The following is an 18,838-nucleotide window of genomic DNA, read 5'->3' as shown; positions in this document are numbered from 1 at the left end:
GCAGCATCCGCTCGATGAAAGGAAGAGGAAATGGCACCTAAGAAGAAGGTGACCGGCCTGATCAAGCTTCAGATCAACGCCGGTGCAGCCAACCCGGCGCCCCCGATCGGCCCTGCGCTCGGTCAGCACGGCGTCAACATCATGGAGTTCTGCAAGGCGTACAACGCCGCAACCGAGTCGCAGCGTGGCAACGTCATCCCCGTCGAGATCACCGTCTACGAGGACCGCAGCTTCACGTTCATCCTGAAGACCCCGCCGGCAGCAGAGCTCATCAAGAAGGCCGCTGGCGTGCAGAAGGCTTCGGCTACCCCGCACACGGTCAAGGTCGGCAAGATCACGGCTGAGCAGGTTCGCCAGATCGCCGAGCAGAAGCAGGCTGACCTCAACGCGAACGACATCGACGCTGCGTCGAAGATCATCGCCGGCACCGCCCGTTCCATGGGCATCACGGTCGAGGGCTAAGGAAGAGAATCATGGCTACCAAGTCCAAGGCATACCAGGCTGCCGCCGCAAAGATCGAGGCAGACCGTTTCTACACTCCGACCGAGGCAGTCGCCCTCGCCAAGGAGACCGGCTCGTCGAAGTTCAACTCGACCGTTGAGGTCGCGCTGAAGCTCTCGGTCGACCCCCGCAAGGCTGACCAGATGGTCCGTGGCACGGTCATCCTGCCGCACGGCACCGGAAAGACCGCCCGCGTCATCGTGTTCGCCACCGGCCCCGCGGCCGAGGCAGCGATCGCCGCTGGTGCAGACGAGGTCGGCGGCGCCGAGCTCATCGAGAAGGTCGCCGGCGGCTGGACCGCATTCGACTCCGCTGTCTCGACCCCTGAGCTCATGGGCCAGGTCGGTCGTCTCGGTAAGGTGCTGGGTCCGCGTGGCCTCATGCCGAACCCGAAGACCGGCACCGTGACCCCCAACGTCGCAAAGGCTGTTGAGGACATCAAGGGCGGAAAGATCGAGTTCCGCGTCGACAAGCACGCCAACGTGCACTTCGTCGTCGGCAAGGCATCGTTCACCGCTGAGCAGCTCGACGAGAACCTCGCCGCAGCGCTCGACGAGATCGTTCGTCTGAAGCCGTCGAGCTCGAAGGGCCGTTACATCCAGAAGGGTGCGGTGTCGACCACGTTCGGCCCCGGCATCCCGCTGGACGTCAACGCCATCTGAGTGTGACATGCACGAAGGCCCCCACCTCGCGGTGGGGGCCTTCGTCGTTTCTCCGAAGAACCCCGGTCTATCCGAAGAACACCGGCAGCATGAGGTTCACACCGAGCAGGATCATCAGGGCGGCGATGCCGGCGTCCAGCATCCGCCACGCGCGGGGAGTGCGCAGCCATCGCCCGAGGTAGTGGGCGCCGAAGCCGAGTGCGAAGAACCACAGCACGCTCGCGGTCATCGCACCGACGGCGAACATCCAACGGGCATCGCCGTGGGTGGAGGCGATCGAGCCGAGCAGCAGGACCGTGTCGAGATAGACGTTCGGGTTGAGCCAGGTGAGTGCGAGGGCCGTCAGCAGCACCGCCGTGCGTCCGGAGCGCACGCGCGTGCGGGTTGCGCCGGGTGTCTCCCCGCCGTCCACAGGGGATCCGGCATCCGCCGTGTCGCGCGCGATCGGCGTGCTGTCGTCGACGAGAAGCGACCCGCCGGAGGGATTCCACGCCCGTCGCGCGGCGAGGAACCCATAGACGATGAGGAAGCCACCGCCCAGCAGCCGCGCGACCGGCACGAGCCATGGGGCGTTCTCGACGAGGTATCCGAGGCCGGCGACGCCCGCGGCGATCAGGATCGCGTCGGAGACGGCGCAGATCACCACGACGGGCAGCACATGCTCGCGGCGCAGGCCCTGGCGGAGCACGAAGACGTTCTGCGCGCCGATCGCGATGATGAGGGAGAGGCCGAGGCCGAGGCCGGAGAGCAGGGGGAGCATGTCCTCAGCGTAGGCATCCGCCGGCTTTAGCTCCAGCGAGGATTCCTTAGGGATATGTAGCTGTGCTTATGCGAAAATGTCCGCATGAGGATCGATCCGGAGCTCGCCGGAACCATCGCCGCGATCGTCGATGAGGGCACACTCGAGGCCGCCGCGCGCCGCCTGCAGATCACACCCTCCGCGGTCAGCCAGCGCGTCAAGGCGCTCGAACAGCAGCTCGGCCGGGTGCTGCTCGTGCGCTCGAAGCCCGCGCGAGCGACCGAGGCGGGGGAGGCGGTCGTGCGGCTGGCCCGCCAGGTGGCGCTGCTGGAGCACGACACGATCAGTGCGTTCGGGCTGGATGCGAGCGCCGAGGAGCCCGATGCGGATGCCTCCGCGGGGCGCATCCGCGTGCCGCTCGCGGTGAACGCGGATTCCATGGCGACCTGGTTCCTTGCGCCGCTCGCCCGACTGGCTGCCGAGCATCGGATCGATGTCGACCTGCACCGCGACGATCAGAACTTCACAGCCGGACTCCTCGCGTCGGGGGCAGTGATGGCCGCCGTGACGTCGCAGGCTGAGCCGGTCGGCGGATGCTCGGCGACACCGCTCGGCGTGCTCGAGTACGAGGCCGCGGCGACGCCGGAGTTCGTGGCGCGCTGGTTTCCCGACGGAGTTCATCCGGAAGCGCTGCGGCACGCGCCTTTCGTGAACTTCGATCGTCGAGACGAACTGCAGCATGACTGGCTGCGCGCGCGGGGGGTCGACCCCTGGGCGGTGCCTCGGCACTACGTCCCCGCGTCGCATGATTTCGCGCTGGCGGTTCGGATGGGGCTCGGATGGGGCCTGCTGCCGACGATTCAGCAGACGACAGGTGCGCAGGCGGTATCGCTGGGCGGCCCGCGTGTGCGTGTTCCGCTGTACTGGCAGCAGTGGAACCTGCGTTCGCCCCTGCTCGATGCGATCGCTGCAGCCGTGCGCCAGGAGGCGCGGAGGATTCTGGCTCCGTTCTGACGCCCCTGGCGGATGTCGATGGCACGCCGTAGTTTGGGCGCATGGCATCTGAGCGCACGACGCTGACCATCCCCGGGCCCGACGGCGACCGTCGCGTCGATCTGTCGAGTCCGAATCGGGCGGTGTGGCCGGATGCCGCGGGCGGGCCGATCACGAAGGCCGAGCTGGCCGCGTACGTGCAGACCGTGGCGACGGCGTTCCTCGCTGCGAACGGCGACCGTCCGGTCTCGCTCGAACGCTTTCGCGACGGGATCGGCGGTGAGAGCTTCTTCTCGAAGAACCCGCCCAAGGGCACACCCGACTTCGTCGAGAGCGTGACTGTGACATACAACTCCGGTCGCAGGCATCCGCAGATCGTGCTCACCGAACCCGCCGCGATCGTGTGGGCCGTGCAGATGAACACGGTCGTCTTCCATCCGTGGGCGTCGCTTGCAGGCGCCACAGACAACCCGGTCGAGCTGCGCATCGACCTCGACCCGCAGCCCGGCACGGGCATCCCCGAGGTGATCGTCGCCGCCCATGAGCTGCGTGCGGTCCTGCGCGAGGCGGGGCTCGATCCCTTCATCAAGACGAGCGGCAACCGGGGGCTGCACGTGTTCTGTCCGATCGTGCCCGAGTGGGAGTTTCTCGTCGTGCGGCATGCGGTGATCGCGGCCGGGCGTGAGCTGGAGCGGCGGATGCCCACGCAGGTGACGACGAACTGGTGGAAGGAAGAGCGCGGCGAGCGGATCTTCGTCGACTTCAATCAGGCCAACCGCGACCGCACGATGGCGGGTGCCTACAGTCCGCGTGCGCTGCCGAGTGCCACGGTGTCCACGCCTGTGCACTGGGACGAGCTCGACGATCTCGACCCACAGCGTTTCACGGTGCGGACGATTCCAGACAGGCTGGCAGACGTCGGCGATCCCTGGGCGGACTTCGCGCAGCGTCCGGGACGCATCGACACTCTGCTGGAGTGGTGGGAGCGCGACGTGGCAGACGGTCTCGGGGAGCTGCCGTTCCCGCCCGAGTTTCCGAAGATGCCAGGCGAGCCGCCGCGCGTGCAGCCGAGCAAACGCGTCGCTGCGAACTGGGACGCGGAGGGCAACCGCATCGACGACTAGTGCAGCACGCGGGCGAGATCGTATCCGTCGACGGTGTCGAGCTGGTCGTAGGTGCAGGAGCTCGCGTCACGGTCGGGGCGCCAGCGGGCGAACTGCACGGTGTGGCGGAAGCGCGAACCTTCGAGTTGGTCATAGCGCACTTCGAGCACGCGCTCGGGGCGCAGGCGCACGAAAGAGACGTCTTTGCTTCCGGTGAAGCGTGAGCGTTCGCCCTCGCCGGTGACGATGTCGCCGTCGGCGTCGCGTTCGACGAGCGGCGCGAGATCGTCGACGAGCTGCTGGCGCATCGCATCGCTCCAGGCGGCAACGCCGCCGACCTGACGGAGCACGCCGTCGTCGTAGAGGCCTACGAGGAGCGAGCCGACTCCGCTGCCTGATTTGTGGATGCGATAGCCGAGTGCGACCACATCTGCCGTGCGCGCGTGCTTGATCTTGATGAGGGTGCGTTTGCCGGGGGCATAGGGATCGTCGAGCGGTTTCGCGATGACACCGTCGAGGCCGGCGCCCTCGAACTCGTCGAGCCAGCGCCGGGCAAGATCAGGATCGTCGGTTGTGCGGGTGAGGTGGAGCGGATGCTGTGCGCCGGCCAGGAGCGCTTCGAGGCGTGCCCTGCGCTCGGCGAACGGCGTCTGCTGCAGATCCTCGTCACCGGCAGCGAGCAGGTCGAAGGCGATGAACATCGCGGGCGTCTCGACGGAGAGCTTCGCGACGCGGGAGGCCGCGGGGTGGATGCGCTGACTGAGCGCTTCCCAGTCCAGGCGCTGCGCACCGCTCGGCCCGGTGGCGACGACGATCTCGCCATCGAGCAGACACGGGCCGGGGAGGGTCGCCGAGAGTGCGTCGACGAGTTCGGGGAAGTAGCGCGTGAGCGGCTTCGCACCGCGCGAACCGATCTCGAGAGTCTCGCCATCCCAGGCGATCAGCCCGCGGAAGCCGTCCCATTTCGGTTCGTACAGCAGCGGCCCGGTTTTCGCGGTGGCGGTGGGCACGGTCGCGGCGGCCTTTGCGAGCATCGGCGCGGGGATCTCGTAGCGCATAGGCCCATACTGCCCCTCGCGGTCCGCGACGGCGAGAGGCAATCGAAGCCTCAGCCGAACAGGTCGGCGAGGTCGGTCGGCCGGCCAGCGTCGGCGAGAGCCGTGCGGGCGGCGTGCCATCCGGGCATCCCGTTCACCGCGGGCCCGGGGGCGGTCGCGGCCGAGGCGAGATAGACGCCGTGCATCGGCGTGCGCCAGGGGGTCGGAGAGATCACGGGGCGACGCACCGCCTGCAGCAGCGTGAACGCTCCGCCCAGCACGTCGCCGCCGATCTCTGAGGCATTGATCGTCTCTCGCTCGCTCGCGCGCACCGAGTGCGTCGCGAGGATGCGGTCGCGGAAGCCTGGCGCAAAACGCTCGACCTGGCGGGCGATGAGCTCCGTGGCGTCCAGGTCGGAGCGCGCGGGCACGTGGATGTAGGCCCACAGCACGGCCTTGCCAGCGGGCGCTCGGGTATCGTCCAGCACGGACGGCTGCATCAGCAGCACGTACGGTTTGTCGCTCACGCGTCCCGCGGCGACAGCGTTCTCGCTCTCCCAGATCTCTTCTCGCGTGCCCCCGAGGTGCACGGTCGGCGCGAGGGCCAGGTCGGGGTTCGTCCACGGCACGGGGCCGTCGAGGGCGAAATCGACCTTCGCTGCGGCGGGGCCGTAGCGGTACCGGGTGAGGGCCCGGGCATAGCGCGCCGGGATGTCGGGATGCGTCAGGGCGAGCCGGGGGGAGGAGTTCAGGAGCAGCAGGTCGCCGCGGGCGGGGTCGCCCCAGTCCACCCGACGGAGGTCATCCACACGTGTGCCGGTCTCGACCACACCGCCGTGCGCGGTGAGGTCGTCCACGAGCGCGGTCGCGATGGTCTGGGCCCCGCCACGGGGAAAGGCCCAGCCGCCCGCGTGCCCGTGGGCGACGAGCAGCAGCCCGGCAGCCGCCGCGCTGAGCGAGGGCAGCTGTGTGTTGGCATGGGCGAGAACGCCGGCGAGAAGAGCGGATGCCTCGGGCGTGCGCCATCCGCGCCGGGCAAGAGCGGTTCCCTGCTCCAGCATCCGCAAACCGAAGCGCGCCGTCGTCACCGGATGCCGTGGGACTCGCAGCAGCGCGTCGCCGGTGAACTCCACGACGTTGTCGATCTGGCGACTCAGCGGGCGTGCGAGTGCGCGCCAGGCGCGAGCATCCGCTCCGAGCCCCTCGGCCGTGCGCTCGATGTCGCGCCAGGCGAGCGCCGCGCGCCCACCGTCGAGGGGGTGTGCGTACGAGACCTCGGGGGTGATCCAGTCGACCCGCTCCTGGATGCCGAAGGCGCGGAAGAACGGGGAGGCGACGGTCGCCGGATGCACCGCAGAGCAGACGTCGTGCCGGAATCCGGGAAGCGTGGATTCCTCGGTGCGGACACCGCCCCCGACGGTATCTGCGGCCTCGAGCACACGAACCTCGTAGCCGGCGCGGGCGAGGGAGACGGCGGCGGTGAGGCCATTCGGTCCACTGCCGATGATCGTCGCGCGCACCATGCCGACATTCTGGCACAGGGCGGTGACCGCACCCGCTCCGCTCGTGCGATCCTGGTAGGTGATGAATGAACTACAGGGCCCCACCCCCGCCGGCACGTCCCGTCCGTATCGCAACCTCCCGGAGGCGCTGCGCGCGCACCGGATCGATCCCGTCAACTACGACTTCATCACCGCGATCGCGGACGCCGTGGGCATTTCGAGCTACATCGACCGCGGTCGCTACATCGAGGCGATCCGACGAGGTGAGGGGGCAGCCCTGCACATCGGCAAGACCTACACGAACGGCTTCGCCGAGAGCGACGTCATCGTCTACGGCGGCACGCGTCTGCCGATGCGACCCAGCGAAGGTCGCGCACCGTACTTCTACGTCGACCACCCGACCACGTTCGCGCCCGTTGTGCCGCAGCGCGCACCGCGCAGCGCCGCATCCCGCACCTCCGCGGCGACGCCACGCGCCGCGGCGACCGAGCGCATTACGACACCCAAGCCGATCGAGCGTGACTACGGAGTCTGCGACGTCTGCTTCATGACGAAGACTCCCTCAGGAACCTGCGGCTGCTGAGAGGACGTTGATCCGCGTGCGTGCGGTCAGATGCCGTCGGTGATCTGGGTCTGCACGCGGCGGGTCACTTCCGCGAGCGGCATCGAGCGCGGGAAGACTGCGACGACGACATCATCCGCACGCGGCTCCGGCGTCGCATCCGGATGCACTCCGAACCGTCGCATCGCGTCGTCGAGCGCACGACGTAGCACCGTCGAAGGTGTGCGTGCGCCGCGCAGCAGTCGGCGTAGCACGTGGTTGTGGGCGGCGGTCACAACGGCCGCGAAGCTCACAGCATCCAGCGGATCGAGCCCCGGCAGCGACCGTCGCAGGTACTCGTCGAAGAGGCGCTCATAGCGGAACACGGTGACGATCTCGCGGTCGCGCAGCGTGGGGACCTCGCGCACCACCTGGTAGCGGCGTCGGGAGAGCTCGGGATCCGCGGCGAAGCGGCGGAAGACGAGGACGGATGCTTCGCACACTGCGGCCCAGGGGTTCTCATGCGTGCGGTTGAGGTACTTGCGCAGCGACGCGAGCATGACCTCATGGTCGGCGAAGACGACATCGTCCTTGCCGCCGAACTGCCGGAAGAAGGTCGAGCGGGAGATGCCGGCCGCCTGGGCGATCTGCTCGACGGATGTCGCATCGAACCCCCGCTCGGCAAACAGGTCGAGTGCCGCGGCGACGACTTTGGTGCGCGCGGCGGATGCTTCAGCCATCTCGCTCATGGGAGATGAGCCTATTCCCCCTGGCGCTCGGGCGTGGCGTGTGTGACCCCGCGGGATGTGTACCTATTGGTCACTGCGCGAAAGGCGGCTCCGGAAAGGGGTCTGCGTTTCCGGTAGTAAGCTGGTGGATCGGGTCGAATCTTATCGACAACCGACAGATTTTTTTGTCGCGTCCCACCCGCCGCAACCAGCGAAGGACTGCACTGTGGATCTCTACGAGTACCAGGCACGAGACCTTTTCGAATCGTACGGAGTGCCGGTCCTTGCCGGCATCGTCGCTGATACTCCGGAGGAGGTGAAGGCGGCCGCCGAGAAGATCGGCGGTGTGGTGGTCGTGAAGGCCCAGGTCAAGACCGGAGGCCGCGGCAAGGCCGGTGGTGTCAAGGTCGCGAAGACTCCTGAAGAGGCGTACGAGGCAGCGAAGGCGATCCTCGGACTCGACATCAAGGGCCACATCGTCAAGCGCGTCATGGTCGCACAGGGCGCAGCGATCGCTGAGGAGTTCTACTTCTCGGTGCTGCTCGACCGCGCCAACCGCTCCTACCTCTCGCTCTGCTCTGTCGAGGGCGGCATGGAGATCGAGCAGCTCGCTGTCGAGAAGCCCGAAGCTCTGGCTCGCATCGAGGTCGACCCGCTGACGGGTATCGACAAGGAGAAGGCCGTCGAGATCGCTCGCGCGGCGAAGTTCCCGGAGGACCTCATCGAGAAGGTCTCCGATGTCTTCGTGAAGCTCTACGAGGTCTACAAGGGCGAGGACGCGACGCTCGTCGAGGTCAACCCGCTCGTCCGCACCGAGGACGGCTCGATCATCGCCCTCGACGGCAAGGTCACACTCGACGAGAACGCCTCCGAGATCCGTCACCCCGAGCACGAGGCTCTGGAAGACAAGGACGCCGCCGACCCGCTCGAGGCGAAGGCCAAGGCAAGCGGCCTGAACTACGTCAAGCTCGACGGTCAGGTCGGCATCATCGGCAACGGCGCAGGCCTCGTCATGTCGACGCTCGACGTCGTCGCCTACGCCGGTGAGAACCACGGTGGGGTCAAGCCCGCGAACTTCCTCGACATCGGCGGTGGCGCGAACGCGCAGATCATGGCCGCTGGTCTCGACGTCATCCTCGGCGACGAGCAGGTCAAGAGCGTGTTCGTCAACGTGTTCGGTGGCATCACCTCGTGTGTCGCCGTCGCCGACGGCATCGTGAAGGCGCTGGAGATCCTCGGCGACGCGGCTACCAAGCCGCTGGTCGTCCGCCTCGACGGCAACCAGGTCGAGGAGGGGCGTGCCATCCTCGCGGAGGCAAACCACCCGCTCGTCACCCTCGCCGCCACGATGGACGAGGGCGCCGACAAGGCCGCCGAGCTCGCCAACGCGTGATCGACTGAGACAAGGAATCAGAGAAATGTCGATTTACCTCAACAAGGACTCCAAGGTCATCGTCCAGGGCATCACCGGCGGCGAGGGCACCAAGCACACCGCGCTCATGCTCAAGGCGGGCACGAACATCGTCGGCGGCGTCAACGCCCGCAAGGCCGGCACCACCGTCACCCACGAGAAGCCCCACGAGGGCGAGATCGAGATCCCCGTCTTCGGCTCGGTCGCCGAGGCGATGAAGGAGACCGGCGCTGACGTGTCGATCGCCTTCGTTCCGGGAGCCTTCACGAAGGACGCGATGATCGAGGCCATCGACGCCGAGATCCCGCTCCTCGTCGTCATCACCGAGGGCGTTCCCGTCGGCGACTCCGCTGAGGCATGGGCGTACGCGAAGAGCAAGGGCAACAAGACCCGCATCATCGGCCCGAACTGCCCCGGCATTATCACGCCGGGTGAGGCACTCGTGGGCATCACGCCGGCGAACATCACGGGCAAGGGCCCGATCGGTCTCGTCTCGAAGTCGGGCACGCTGACCTACCAGATGATGTTCGAACTGCGCGACCTGGGCTTCTCGACCGCCATCGGCATCGGCGGCGACCCGGTCATCGGCACGACGCACATCGACGCCCTCGCGGCCTTCGAGGCTGACCCCGAGACCCAGGCCATCGTCATGATCGGTGAGATCGGTGGCGACGCGGAAGAGCGCGCGGCCGACTACATCAAGGCGCACGTCACCAAGCCGGTCGTCGGCTATGTGGCCGGATTCACGGCTCCCGAGGGCAAGACCATGGGCCACGCCGGCGCCATCGTCTCGGGCTCGGCGGGTACCGCACAGGCCAAGAAGGAAGCCCTCGAGGCTGCCGGTGTCAAGGTCGGCAAGACCCCGAGCGAGACCGCTGCTCTCATGCGCGCGATCGTCGAGGCGCTCTGACCTGAGCTAAGCTGAACACGAAGACCCCGGGCTCCACCCCGGGGTCTTCGCTTTTGTCTGCGCGGATGCTTCGCTGCAGCGCGTCTGTGAGGATGCTGCGCTACAGCGCGTCCAGCAGTCGATCGAGTGCCGCATGCGCACGGCGGCTCGCCGTGGCGCCCGTACTCTGGGCGAGCCATAGCGCGAGCTCGTTCATGGCGCCGGAGAGTGCCGTCGCCATCGGCTCGATGGCCTCATCTGCGAGCCCGGCGAGCGTGAGGCCATCCCGCAGCTGTGCGACGGGGCCTTCTGCGTCGAGGCGGCGCCACTCCTCCCAGCTCAGGACCGCCGGCCCGTCGATGAGGAGGAGCCGAGCGGCGGCCCCCTGGGTGATCGCGTCGAGGTAGGCATGGCTGCCGATGCGCAGTGCCGCATTGTCGGCGACATCGTCGGTGGCCGTCTCGATCGCTTCGGCCAATGCCTGCTGCTGGGCGCGGGCGACGGCGGTGAAGAGTCCTGGCTTCGATGCGTAGTGGTGGTACACGGCTCCGCGGGTGACGCCGGCGGCGGTGGCGATCTCATCGACGGATGCGGCGGCGAAGCCGTGCTCGGCGAAGTGAGCGGTGGCGATGTCGAGAATGCGACGCGCGGTGGCGGCGGCGTCTGCGGCGCTGGCTCTGGGCATGCTCTTCCTTTACGTGCGTTGTGTATGTATTCTAGCTTCGAAGATACAAACGCACTGTATGTAAGGAGTATGCAATGAAGATGACAGGGTTCTACCCGGTCGTGATGGTCGAGGACGTCGCGGCGGCCTCCGCGTTCTTCCGGGAGGTGCTGGGGTTCGAGTTCACCTTCGACTCCGACTGGTACGTGAGCCTGCGCGCGGACGGGGGAGAGCTCGCGATCCTCGACCACACGCACCCAACGATCCCGGAAGGGTTCCGGGTGCCGGCCCAGGGCCTGCTGCTGAACGTGGAGGTTGACGACGCGACCGCCGAGTATGCGCGCCTCGTCACCGAACTCGGACTCCCCGAGCGGCTGCCGCTGCGGGACGAGGACTTCGGGCAGCGGCACTTCATCATCGAAGGTCCGGGTAGCGTCTTGATCGACGTCATCGAGGAGATCGATCCGACACCGGAGTTCGCGGAGGGCTATGCCGAATGAGCGTCCGGACACACAGCGGGGCGCGGATGCCGCAGCATCCGCGCCCCGCTGTGGCATCTGGTCTGATCAGGCGACGCCGAAGAGCGCCTCGATTGGACCGCGTGCGAAGAACAGCACGAAGCCGACGGCGACGGCCCACAGCAGAGGGCTGATCTTCTTGGCTTTGCCCGACAGCGACTGCACGAGCACCCAGCTGACGAAACCGGCGCCGATGCCGTTGGCGATCGAGTAGGTCAGCGGCATGACCGTGACGGTCAGGAACACCGGAACCAGGACCGCGAAGTCGGTCAGATCGATGTACTTGATCTGAGCCATCATCATCGCACCGACGATCACGAGCGCCGCTGCGGCGATCTCGGTCGGGACGATCGAGGTGAGCGGGGTCAGGAACATCGCGAGCAGGAACATGAGACCCGTGACGACGTTGGCGAGGCCCGTGCGGGCACCCTCGCCGATACCGGCCCCGGACTCGATGAACACGGTGCTTGAGGATGACGACGTGCCACCACCGGCGATGGCGCCGATGCCCTCGACGACGAGCGCCGACTTGATGCGCGGGAAGTCACCCTTCTCGTCGGCGAGGCCCGCCTCCTTGGCGAGGCCGGTCATCGTGCCCATGGCGTCGAAGAAGTTCGAGAACACGAGCGTGAAGACGATCATCACCAGCGCGACGAGGCTGACCTTGCTGAGGTCGAACGAGAAGTCGACCTGCCCGATGAGGCTGAGGTCGGGAACGCTGATCGGCGAACCGGTCAGAGCAGGAACCGTGAGTCCCCAACCACCGGGGTTGAACGCGCCGTCGTCGCCGAACTGCGGCCCGAGCTTGAGGATCGCCTCGAAGATCACGGCGAGCACGGTGCCGCTGACGAGGCCGATGAGCAGGCCGCCCTTGACCTTGCGTGCCACCAGGACACCCGTGAGGATCAGCGTGACGATGAAAAGCAGTGTCGGGATCGTGGCGACGGAGCCGCCGACGCCGAGGCCGACGGGCGGCGAGTTCGCACCCGTCGCCGTCACGAAGCCGGAGTTGACGAAGCCGATGAAGGCGATGAACAGACCGATACCGACCGTGATCGCGATCTTGAGCTCGAAGGGGACCGCGTCGAAGATCGCCTTGCGCAGGCCGGTCGCGGCGAGCAGCACGATGATGACACCGTTGATCATCACCAGGGCCATGGCTTCAGCCCACGTGACCTGACCGACGACCGAGAACGCCACGAAGGCGTTGATGCCGAGCCCGGCGGCGAAGCCGAAGGGCAGTCGTGTCACGAGGCCGAAGAGAATCGTCATGACACCGGCGGTGAGGGCGGTGGCGGCGCCGACGGCGCCGAAGTCCAGGGTGGTGCCGGCGACGTCAGCGGCCCCGGTGAGGATGATCGGGTTGAGGATGACGATGTAGGCCATCGTGACGAACGTCACGAGACCACCGCGGATCTCGGTGCCGACCGTGGAGCCGCGCTTGGTGATCTCGAAGAACTTGTCGAGCGCGCTCTGCGGTTCGGCAGATGTCTGGGTGTGGGCAGGGGCAGTTGGCATTCGGGAAACCTCCAGGGAAACGTTATCGTGTGTTGCCCGCGGGGCCGATTTTTCGTGTGTGTTCGAGTGCCGGATGTCGGTGCGGCGACGTAGGCTCGATGAGATATGCAACGCCTCCTCGTCGTGCTCCTCGCCGCCCTCGATGCCGCCGTCACCGCTGCGATCGGTCTTGCCGCCGTTCTTGCGCCGCTGACGCTGCTGTGGACCCTCGCGTTCGGCATCGGCGCCGACTGGGGGGCGCTGTGGCCCGCCACGGCGACGGTGTGGCAGGCAGGCCACGGCGCGGCAGTCAACATCGCGCTCGACAGCGACACGGTGCGAGCGACGGGCATCGCGCCGGATGGCGCGGAGTTCGTCGTCTCGCTGGCACCGCTCAGCCTTCTCGTGATCACGCTTGTCTCGGCGGCGCGCTCGGGCAGGCGGGCCGCGCGGGCGGGATCCTGGCTGACCGGTGTCGTCGCCGGAACAGTCGCGTTCGCAGCCGTCAGCGCCCTCGTCGCGGCATCCGGCCATATTCCCGCGGCATCCACGTCGATGCTGACGGCTGTCGTCGCGCCTCCGCTCGTGTACCTCGTCGGTGCAGGAGCCGCCGCGATCGCCTCCGCTTGGCATGAGGGCGACGGCGGTCTCATCGACCGGCTGCACGACCGATGGGATGCGGCCGAGCCGTGGGGGCTCGTGATCGAGTACGTCGTGCGCGGCGTCGCGATCGTCTTCGTCGCGCTCATCGGCGCCGGGGGACTGCTCCTGGCGCTGTCGACGCTGCTGCGTGGGGGAGAGGTCGTCGCCCTGTACGAGTCGCTGCGGGTCGACCCGCTGGGCGCGCTCATGGTGACGCTTGTGAACTTCGCGTTCCTGCCGACGATGATCGTCTGGGCGATCGCCTGGATGGCCGGTCCAGGCTTCGTCGTGGGCGTCGGCTCCACGGTGTCGCCGGTCGGGGCCAACGTCGGTGTGATCCCCGGACTTCCCGCATTCGGGCTGCTGCCCGAGAGCGGATCCATCTGGATGCTGATCGTGGTGCTGATCCCCGTGGCCGCAGGCGCATTCGCGGGCTGGATCGTTCGCTCTCGACTCGTTTCGTCCATGGGAGACATCGCGCTTGCGCCGCGCTTCGTGATCGCCGCGGGAACGGCCATCGTCACCGCGGGGGTGGCAGCGCTGATGGCGGCTCTCGCATCGGGGTCGATCGGACCCGGACGACTTGCGCAGACGGGCCCTGACCCTTGGGCACTCGCGCTCGCCCTCGGGGCGGAGGTGTTCGTCGGCTCGGCGATTCTCCTTCTCGCCCCGCGACACCGGGACGAGCTCGCGGAAGCTCGCCGCACCTGGGCAGAGGACGAAGACCTGCGTCTGCAGAGCTACGCCGACCGCTACGTGCCGGAAGATGCCGAGACAGGACCAATCGACACCGTCTCCGACAACTCGCGAGGTGACGGAAGCGGAGCATCCGAGCCACGCTTCTTCTGACGTCCGTGCCGCGCGAGGGGTGCTGTCATGCGGATCAGGGTGGGTACGCCGCGCCGGTAGACTGATCCCGTGCTCACGGTCGCCGTTCTCATCTCGGGCACTGGCTCGAACCTTCGTGCCCTGCTCGAGGCCGCCAGCGACCCCGGGTTCCCCGCTCGCGTCGTCGTCGTCGGAGCGGATCGTGAAGCCGAAGGCCTCGCGCACGCGGAGGACTTCGGGATCCCCTCATTCACCGTCCCGTGGTCTGCTCACGAGAGCCGTGAGGCATGGGGCGCGGAACTCGATGCGCAGCTGCGTGTCTGGCAGCCCGATCTCATTGTGCTGAGTGGACTCATGCGTCTGCTTCCGGCCGCGGTCGTGGCCGCCTGGGCACCGCGCATCATCAACACTCACCCGGCGTATCTTCCCGAGTTCCCCGGTGCGCATGGCGTGCGCGACGCGCTGGCCGCGGGGGCTGCGCAGACGGGCGCCAGCGTCATCGTGGTCGACGATGGGGTCGACACCGGCCCGATCCTCGCGCAGGAGCGCGTGGACGTTCTCGCGGATGACACCGAGCACACCCTGCACGAGCGCATCAAGCCGGTCGAGCGTCGGCTGCTGATCGACGTCGTCCGTGCGATCGCCACGGGCGAGCTCGTGCTCGGCTCTGGCGCACGCCCCTCTGAACCCTCTGCTTGACCTCTGTCTCACCCGTGAAAAGGAGCCCATGATGGCTGGCCCTCGCCTCGACCCCTCGCTCTACCGTGATCGGGACGTCGTCCCGATCCGTCGCGCGCTCATCTCCGTGAGCGACAAGAACGGGCTGCTGGAGCTCGCCGCGGCGCTTTCTGCTGCCGGCGTCGAGATCGTCTCGACCGGCTCGACCGCGCAGACCGTGCGCGACGCCGGCTACGAGGTCACTGATGTCGCCGCCGTGACCGGTGTCGCCGAGATGCTCGACGGCCGCGTCAAGACGCTGCACCCGGGGGTGCACGCGGGCCTTCTCGCTGACCTCCGTCTGGAGAGCCACGAGCAGCAGCTCGCCGATCTCGGCATCGCGCCGTTCGAGCTCGTCGTCGTTAACCTCTACCCGTTCGTCGAGACCGTGGCATCCGGTGCTGCGGCGGGTGACATCGTCGAGCAGATCGACATCGGCGGTCCGGCGATGGTGCGCGCCTCGGCGAAGAACCACGCGAACGTCGCGATCGTCGTCTCGCCTGAGTCGTACTCGTCGATCATCGAGGCGGTCGCCGCGGGCGGCACGAACCTCGTGCAGCGCCGCGAGCTCGCCGCTCGCGCCTTCGCGCACACGGCCGCGTACGACACGGCGGTCGCGACCTGGTTCTCAGAGGGCACCCTCGCCGAGACCGGCGACCTGCCCGAGCACCTGACGATCAAGGCCGAGCGCCTCGCGACCCTGCGCTACGGCGAGAACTCGCACCAGCGCGGGGCGATCTACACGCACGTCGGCGGTCACGGCATCGCCCAGGCGACGCAGCTGCAGGGCAAGGAGATGTCGTACAACAACTACGTCGATGCGGATGCTGCGCTGCGCGCCGCCTACGACATGGTGCTACCGGCCGTCGCTATCGTGAAGCACGCGAACCCGTGCGGCATCGCGACGACCGCGCCCAACGCGCTCGACCCGATCGCGAGCGCGCACCTGCGCGCACACGAGTGCGACCCGGTCTCGGCGTACGGCGGAGTTATCGCCGCGAACGGCACCGTCACGCTCAAGATGGCCGAGAACCTGAAGGACATCTTCACCGAGGTCATCGTCGCGCCCGACTTCGAGCCTGCCGCTCTCGAGGTCTTCAAGGCCAAGAAGAACCTGCGTCTGCTGCAGCTGCCGAAGGACTGGCAGCAGGAGCGCATGGACATCCGCCTGGTCTCCGGTGGTCTGCTGCTGCAGGACGCCGACCGCTTCCCCGATGACATCGTCTCGGTCGCGAAGAACTGGGAGCTCGTCTCGGGCGAGCGTCCGAACGACGAAGAGATGGAGAACCTGATCTTCGCGTGGAAGGCGTGCCGCGCGGTCAAGTCGAACGCGATCGTGCTCGCCAAGGGCAACGCCACGGTCGGTGTCGGCATGGGTCAGGTGAACCGCGTCGACTCGTGCAAGCTGGCCGTCGAGCGCGCCGGCGCCCGTGCAGCCGGTTCGGTCGCTGCATCCGACGCTTTCTTCCCCTTCGCTGACGGCCCCCAGGTGCTGCTCGACGCCGGTGTCTCGGCGATCGTGCAGCCCGGCGGGTCCGTCCGCGACGACGAGGTCATCGAGGCCGCCCGCAAGGCCGGCGTCACGATGTTCTTCACGGGAGAGCGCCACTTCTTCCACTGAGACGTGGATCACGAGGGGCCGGGCATGCGCGAGCGTGTCCGGCCTTTCGGCGTCTGATGCGGCTCATGCGTGGCCGGCCCTTCGGCCGCCCACAGTGATGTCCGTTTTCCGCTAGCGAGTGTCGGTGCCCCGTGTCAGGCTAGACGCATGGCACTTCTGGCGATGACCTTCGATGAGCGGTACCGCGCGATCTCTGCGCGCGATACCCGCTTCGACGGGCAGTTCGTCACGGCCGTCAGCTCGACCGGGATCTACTGTCGTCCGAGTTGCCCGGCCCGCACGCCGAAGCCGTCGAATGTGTCGTTCTACCCGACGAGTGCGGCGGCGCATGAGGCGGGCTATCGTGCCTGCAAGCGCTGCCTGCCTGAGGCGGCTCCCGGCTCGCCGGACTGGAACCTGCGCGGTGATGTCGCAGGTCGCGCGATGCGCCTCATCGCCGATGGCGTGGTCGAACGCGAGGGCGTTCCCGCTCTGGCCGCGCGGCTCGGGTACTCGCCCCGCCATCTCACGCGTCTGCTCACGGCAGAGCTCGGAGCGGGCCCGCTCGCACTGTCACGGGCACAGCGGGCACACACAGCACGGATGCTGCTCGTCGGCACCGATCTTCCGATCGCAGACGTCGCCTTCTCCGCAGGATTCGCGAGCGTGCGTCAGTTCAACGACACGGTCCGCGAGGTCTTCGACCTGACCCCCGGGGCGCTGCGCGCGAAGAGGCGCATGGCAGCATCCGGTGCGGCCCCGGGCGGCATCGACCTGCTGCTGCCATACCGTCCGCCACTTGACGCTGCTGGCATCTTCGCCTGGATGCAGGCCCGTGCGCTGCCCGGTGTCGAGGAGGCGACCGCGAGCTCGTTCAGCCGCCATCTTCGTCTCGCCGGCGGTCCCGCCTGGTTCGAGGTGACTCAGGACGCGTCCCAGCAGCTGCGTCTGCGCGTCACGCTCACCGACCTCGGCGATCTCGCGAGCGTCGTCGCCCGCGCGCGCCGTCTGTTCGACCTCGACGCCGATCCGACCGCCATCGATGCGGCGCTCTCGGTTCACCCCGAACTGGTCCCCGCGGTGGCGCGCACTCCGGGCATCCGCGTACCCGGCTCCGCCGACCCTCACGAGATGCTGATCAGAGCGATGGTCGGCCAGCAGATCACCGTGGTCGCAGCGCGGACCGCGCTCACCCGCCTCGCAGAAGTGCTGGGGGAGCGCACCGAACACGGAATGCTGTTCCCGACGATGGCGGCGATCGCCGAACGCGGCCACGAGGTGCTGCGCGGACCCGCCGCCCGCATCCGCGCCATCACGGGCGCCGCCGCTGCACTCGCCGATGGCACGCTGTCCCTCACCACGGGCGACGACGGCGCGCAGCAGCGCGAAGCGCTTCTGGCGATGCCCGGCATCGGGCCCTGGACCGCCGACTACGTGCGCATGCGCGTGATCGGCGACCCCGACGTCTTTCTGCCCGGAGACGTCGCCGTGCGCACCGGCGCTGCCACCCTCGGCCTGCCCGGTGATCCCCGCGGACTCGCGGAGTGGAGCACCCGTGCCGCGCCATGGCGCAGCTATCTCACCGCCCACTTCTGGAACTCCGTGCCACCTCGCGCGCCGCGCGCCGCATCCGCCCGTCTCTCAAAGGAGCAGTCATGACCGCGCTCATCCAGACCATCCGCACCGCCGACGGCCCATTCACGCTGCTCGTCGACGACCGCCAGCGAGTGCTCGCCTCGGGCTGGACCGCCGACCACGAAGCGATCATCGGACGCCTGTCCGCCGCGAATCGTCCCGCCGAGGTCCGCGGGGGAGAAGCAGATGCTGCCGCTGCGGTCACCGCGTACTACGACGGTGACCTCGCGGCGATCGACTCCGTCGAGGTGCACCAGTTCGGCACGGCGCTGCAGCAGGCAGGGTGGGACGCGCTGCGCCGCATCGCCCCAGGTCGTCCTCTGACGTACTCGGAGTTCGCCGTCGAACTCGGGAGCCCGAGCGCCGTGCGCGCCGCCGCATCCATCTGTGCGCGAAATGCGCCCGCCCTGTTCGTGCCGTGCCACCGCGTGCTCCGCGCCGACGGCACGCTCGGCGGGTTCGCCTGGGGCGTGGACGTGAAGCAGCGACTCCTTGATCGGGAGGCCGTCGACGCGGGAGTCCTTCTCACGCTCTGAGACCGAGTGGGTAAACGGAGCCGTGGCGTCCGCCTCGTACCGGGACGAATGGCGGGCGGATGCTTCGGATTCCGGCCGTCCCGGGCGAATCCGCC

Annotated in this window: 19 protein-coding genes; 13 read left to right on the top strand and 6 right to left on the bottom strand. The window is 68.1% G+C overall.

Translation table 11 applies throughout. The annotated features are described in order from the left end of the window. Positions 1-30: 30 nt before the first annotated feature. Together rplK and rplA are read left to right on the top strand one after the other, a co-directional pair. Positions 31-462, top strand: a complete 432-nt coding sequence (gene rplK, locus AC1REM_RS15490) for a 50S ribosomal protein L11 (protein ID WP_204937947.1) — start codon at positions 31-33, stop codon at positions 460-462. 11 nt (positions 463-473) lie between these two features. Continuing rightward, entirely contained in the window at positions 474-1,163 is a 690-nt protein-coding gene (rplA, locus tag AC1REM_RS15485) for a 50S ribosomal protein L1 (RefSeq protein ID WP_492515418.1), read from the top strand. Positions 1,164-1,230: 67 nt separating this feature from the next. Here the strand turns inward: rplA and AC1REM_RS15480 are convergent, their stop codons facing one another. Then, positions 1,231-1,923, bottom strand: a complete 693-nt coding sequence (locus AC1REM_RS15480; protein ID WP_492515417.1) for a LysE/ArgO family amino acid transporter — start codon at positions 1,921-1,923, stop codon at positions 1,231-1,233. 84 nt (positions 1,924-2,007) lie between these two features. Here AC1REM_RS15480 and AC1REM_RS15475 point away from each other — a divergent pair, with 84 nt between their 5' ends. Both AC1REM_RS15475 and ligD read left to right on the top strand, forming a co-directional pair. Then, a complete protein-coding gene (locus tag AC1REM_RS15475) occupies positions 2,008-2,916 on the top strand; it encodes a LysR family transcriptional regulator ArgP (protein WP_492515416.1) in 909 nt (302 codons plus the stop codon). A gap of 41 nt (positions 2,917-2,957) precedes the next feature. Beyond that, a complete protein-coding gene (gene ligD / locus AC1REM_RS15470; protein WP_492515415.1) occupies positions 2,958-4,019 on the top strand; it encodes a non-homologous end-joining DNA ligase in 1,062 nt (353 codons plus the stop codon). Here the strand turns inward: ligD and AC1REM_RS15465 are convergent. Both AC1REM_RS15465 and AC1REM_RS15460 read right to left on the bottom strand, forming a co-directional pair. Beyond that, positions 4,016-5,056 (bottom strand): ATP-dependent DNA ligase, encoded by a 1,041-nt coding sequence (locus AC1REM_RS15465; protein WP_492515414.1) that lies wholly within the window; start codon positions 5,054-5,056, stop codon positions 4,016-4,018. The genes ligD and AC1REM_RS15465 overlap by 4 nt on opposite strands. 50 nt (positions 5,057-5,106) lie before the next feature. After that, positions 5,107-6,558, bottom strand: a complete 1,452-nt coding sequence (locus tag AC1REM_RS15460; RefSeq protein ID WP_492515413.1) for a phytoene desaturase family protein — start codon at positions 6,556-6,558, stop codon at positions 5,107-5,109. Positions 6,559-6,619: 61 nt separating this feature from the next. Here AC1REM_RS15460 and AC1REM_RS15455 point away from each other — a divergent pair, with 61 nt between their 5' ends. Then, positions 6,620-7,120, top strand: coding sequence for a hypothetical protein (locus tag AC1REM_RS15455; RefSeq protein WP_492515412.1), 501 nt, complete (start codon positions 6,620-6,622; stop codon positions 7,118-7,120). A 26-nt stretch (positions 7,121-7,146) separates the two neighbouring features. On the opposite strand, the gene AC1REM_RS15450 is transcribed toward AC1REM_RS15455, so the two are convergent. Next, the gene (locus AC1REM_RS15450; protein WP_492515510.1) at positions 7,147-7,818 is read right to left on the bottom strand and encodes a TetR family transcriptional regulator; all 672 of its coding nucleotides are present in this window, start codon (positions 7,816-7,818) and stop codon (positions 7,147-7,149) included. Positions 7,819-8,032: 214 nt separating this feature from the next. Here AC1REM_RS15450 and sucC point away from each other — a divergent pair, with 214 nt between their 5' ends. Together sucC and sucD are read left to right on the top strand one after the other, a co-directional pair. Further along, on the top strand, positions 8,033-9,199 hold the full coding sequence (sucC, locus tag AC1REM_RS15445) for an ADP-forming succinate--CoA ligase subunit beta (protein ID WP_492515411.1): 1,167 nt from the start codon (positions 8,033-8,035) through the stop codon (positions 9,197-9,199). A gap of 25 nt (positions 9,200-9,224) precedes the next feature. Beyond that, positions 9,225-10,127 carry a succinate--CoA ligase subunit alpha gene (gene sucD, locus AC1REM_RS15440; RefSeq protein ID WP_492515410.1) on the top strand — a complete coding sequence of 301 codons (903 nt, stop codon included), beginning with the start codon at positions 9,225-9,227 and terminating at the stop codon, positions 10,125-10,127. Between the two features lie 100 nt (positions 10,128-10,227). Here sucD and AC1REM_RS15435 read toward each other — a convergent pair whose 3' ends face one another. After that, on the bottom strand, positions 10,228-10,791 hold the full coding sequence (locus tag AC1REM_RS15435; RefSeq protein WP_492515409.1) for a TetR/AcrR family transcriptional regulator: 564 nt from the start codon (positions 10,789-10,791) through the stop codon (positions 10,228-10,230). Positions 10,792-10,865: 74 nt separating this feature from the next. Here AC1REM_RS15435 and AC1REM_RS15430 point away from each other — a divergent pair, with 74 nt between their 5' ends. Further along, on the top strand, positions 10,866-11,270 hold the full coding sequence (locus AC1REM_RS15430) for a VOC family protein (protein ID WP_492515408.1): 405 nt from the start codon (positions 10,866-10,868) through the stop codon (positions 11,268-11,270). A gap of 66 nt (positions 11,271-11,336) precedes the next feature. On the opposite strand, the gene AC1REM_RS15425 is transcribed toward AC1REM_RS15430, so the two are convergent. Next, a complete protein-coding gene (locus AC1REM_RS15425; protein WP_492515407.1) occupies positions 11,337-12,806 on the bottom strand; it encodes an NCS2 family permease in 1,470 nt (489 codons plus the stop codon). A gap of 105 nt (positions 12,807-12,911) precedes the next feature. Between AC1REM_RS15425 and AC1REM_RS15420 the strand changes: the two genes are divergently transcribed. The 5 genes from AC1REM_RS15420 (at position 12,912) to AC1REM_RS15400 (ending at position 18,743) form a co-directional block, all read left to right on the top strand. Then, complete coding sequence (locus AC1REM_RS15420) at positions 12,912-14,276, top strand: cell division protein PerM (protein WP_492515406.1); 1,365 nt, start codon at positions 12,912-12,914, stop codon at positions 14,274-14,276. 69 nt (positions 14,277-14,345) lie between these two features. Continuing rightward, positions 14,346-14,954 carry a phosphoribosylglycinamide formyltransferase gene (purN, locus tag AC1REM_RS15415; protein WP_492515405.1) on the top strand — a complete coding sequence of 203 codons (609 nt, stop codon included), beginning with the start codon at positions 14,346-14,348 and terminating at the stop codon, positions 14,952-14,954. Between the two features lie 31 nt (positions 14,955-14,985). After that, the gene (purH, locus tag AC1REM_RS15410) at positions 14,986-16,593 is read left to right on the top strand and encodes a bifunctional phosphoribosylaminoimidazolecarboxamide formyltransferase/IMP cyclohydrolase (protein ID WP_492515404.1); all 1,608 of its coding nucleotides are present in this window, start codon (positions 14,986-14,988) and stop codon (positions 16,591-16,593) included. A gap of 147 nt (positions 16,594-16,740) precedes the next feature. Beyond that, positions 16,741-18,231, top strand: coding sequence for a DNA-3-methyladenine glycosylase 2 family protein (locus tag AC1REM_RS15405; RefSeq protein ID WP_492515403.1), 1,491 nt, complete (start codon positions 16,741-16,743; stop codon positions 18,229-18,231). Next, complete coding sequence (locus AC1REM_RS15400; protein WP_492515402.1) at positions 18,228-18,743, top strand: methylated-DNA--[protein]-cysteine S-methyltransferase; 516 nt, start codon at positions 18,228-18,230, stop codon at positions 18,741-18,743. Before AC1REM_RS15405 ends, AC1REM_RS15400 begins: the two co-directional genes overlap by 4 nt. Positions 18,744-18,838 lie beyond the last annotated feature (95 nt).

The sequence above is a fragment of the Microbacterium sp. GW823-FHT02G05 genome (genome assembly GCF_058797175.1).
The sequence above is the reverse complement of the archived record's forward strand: the minus strand, read 5'-3'. Positions and strand labels throughout refer to the sequence as shown.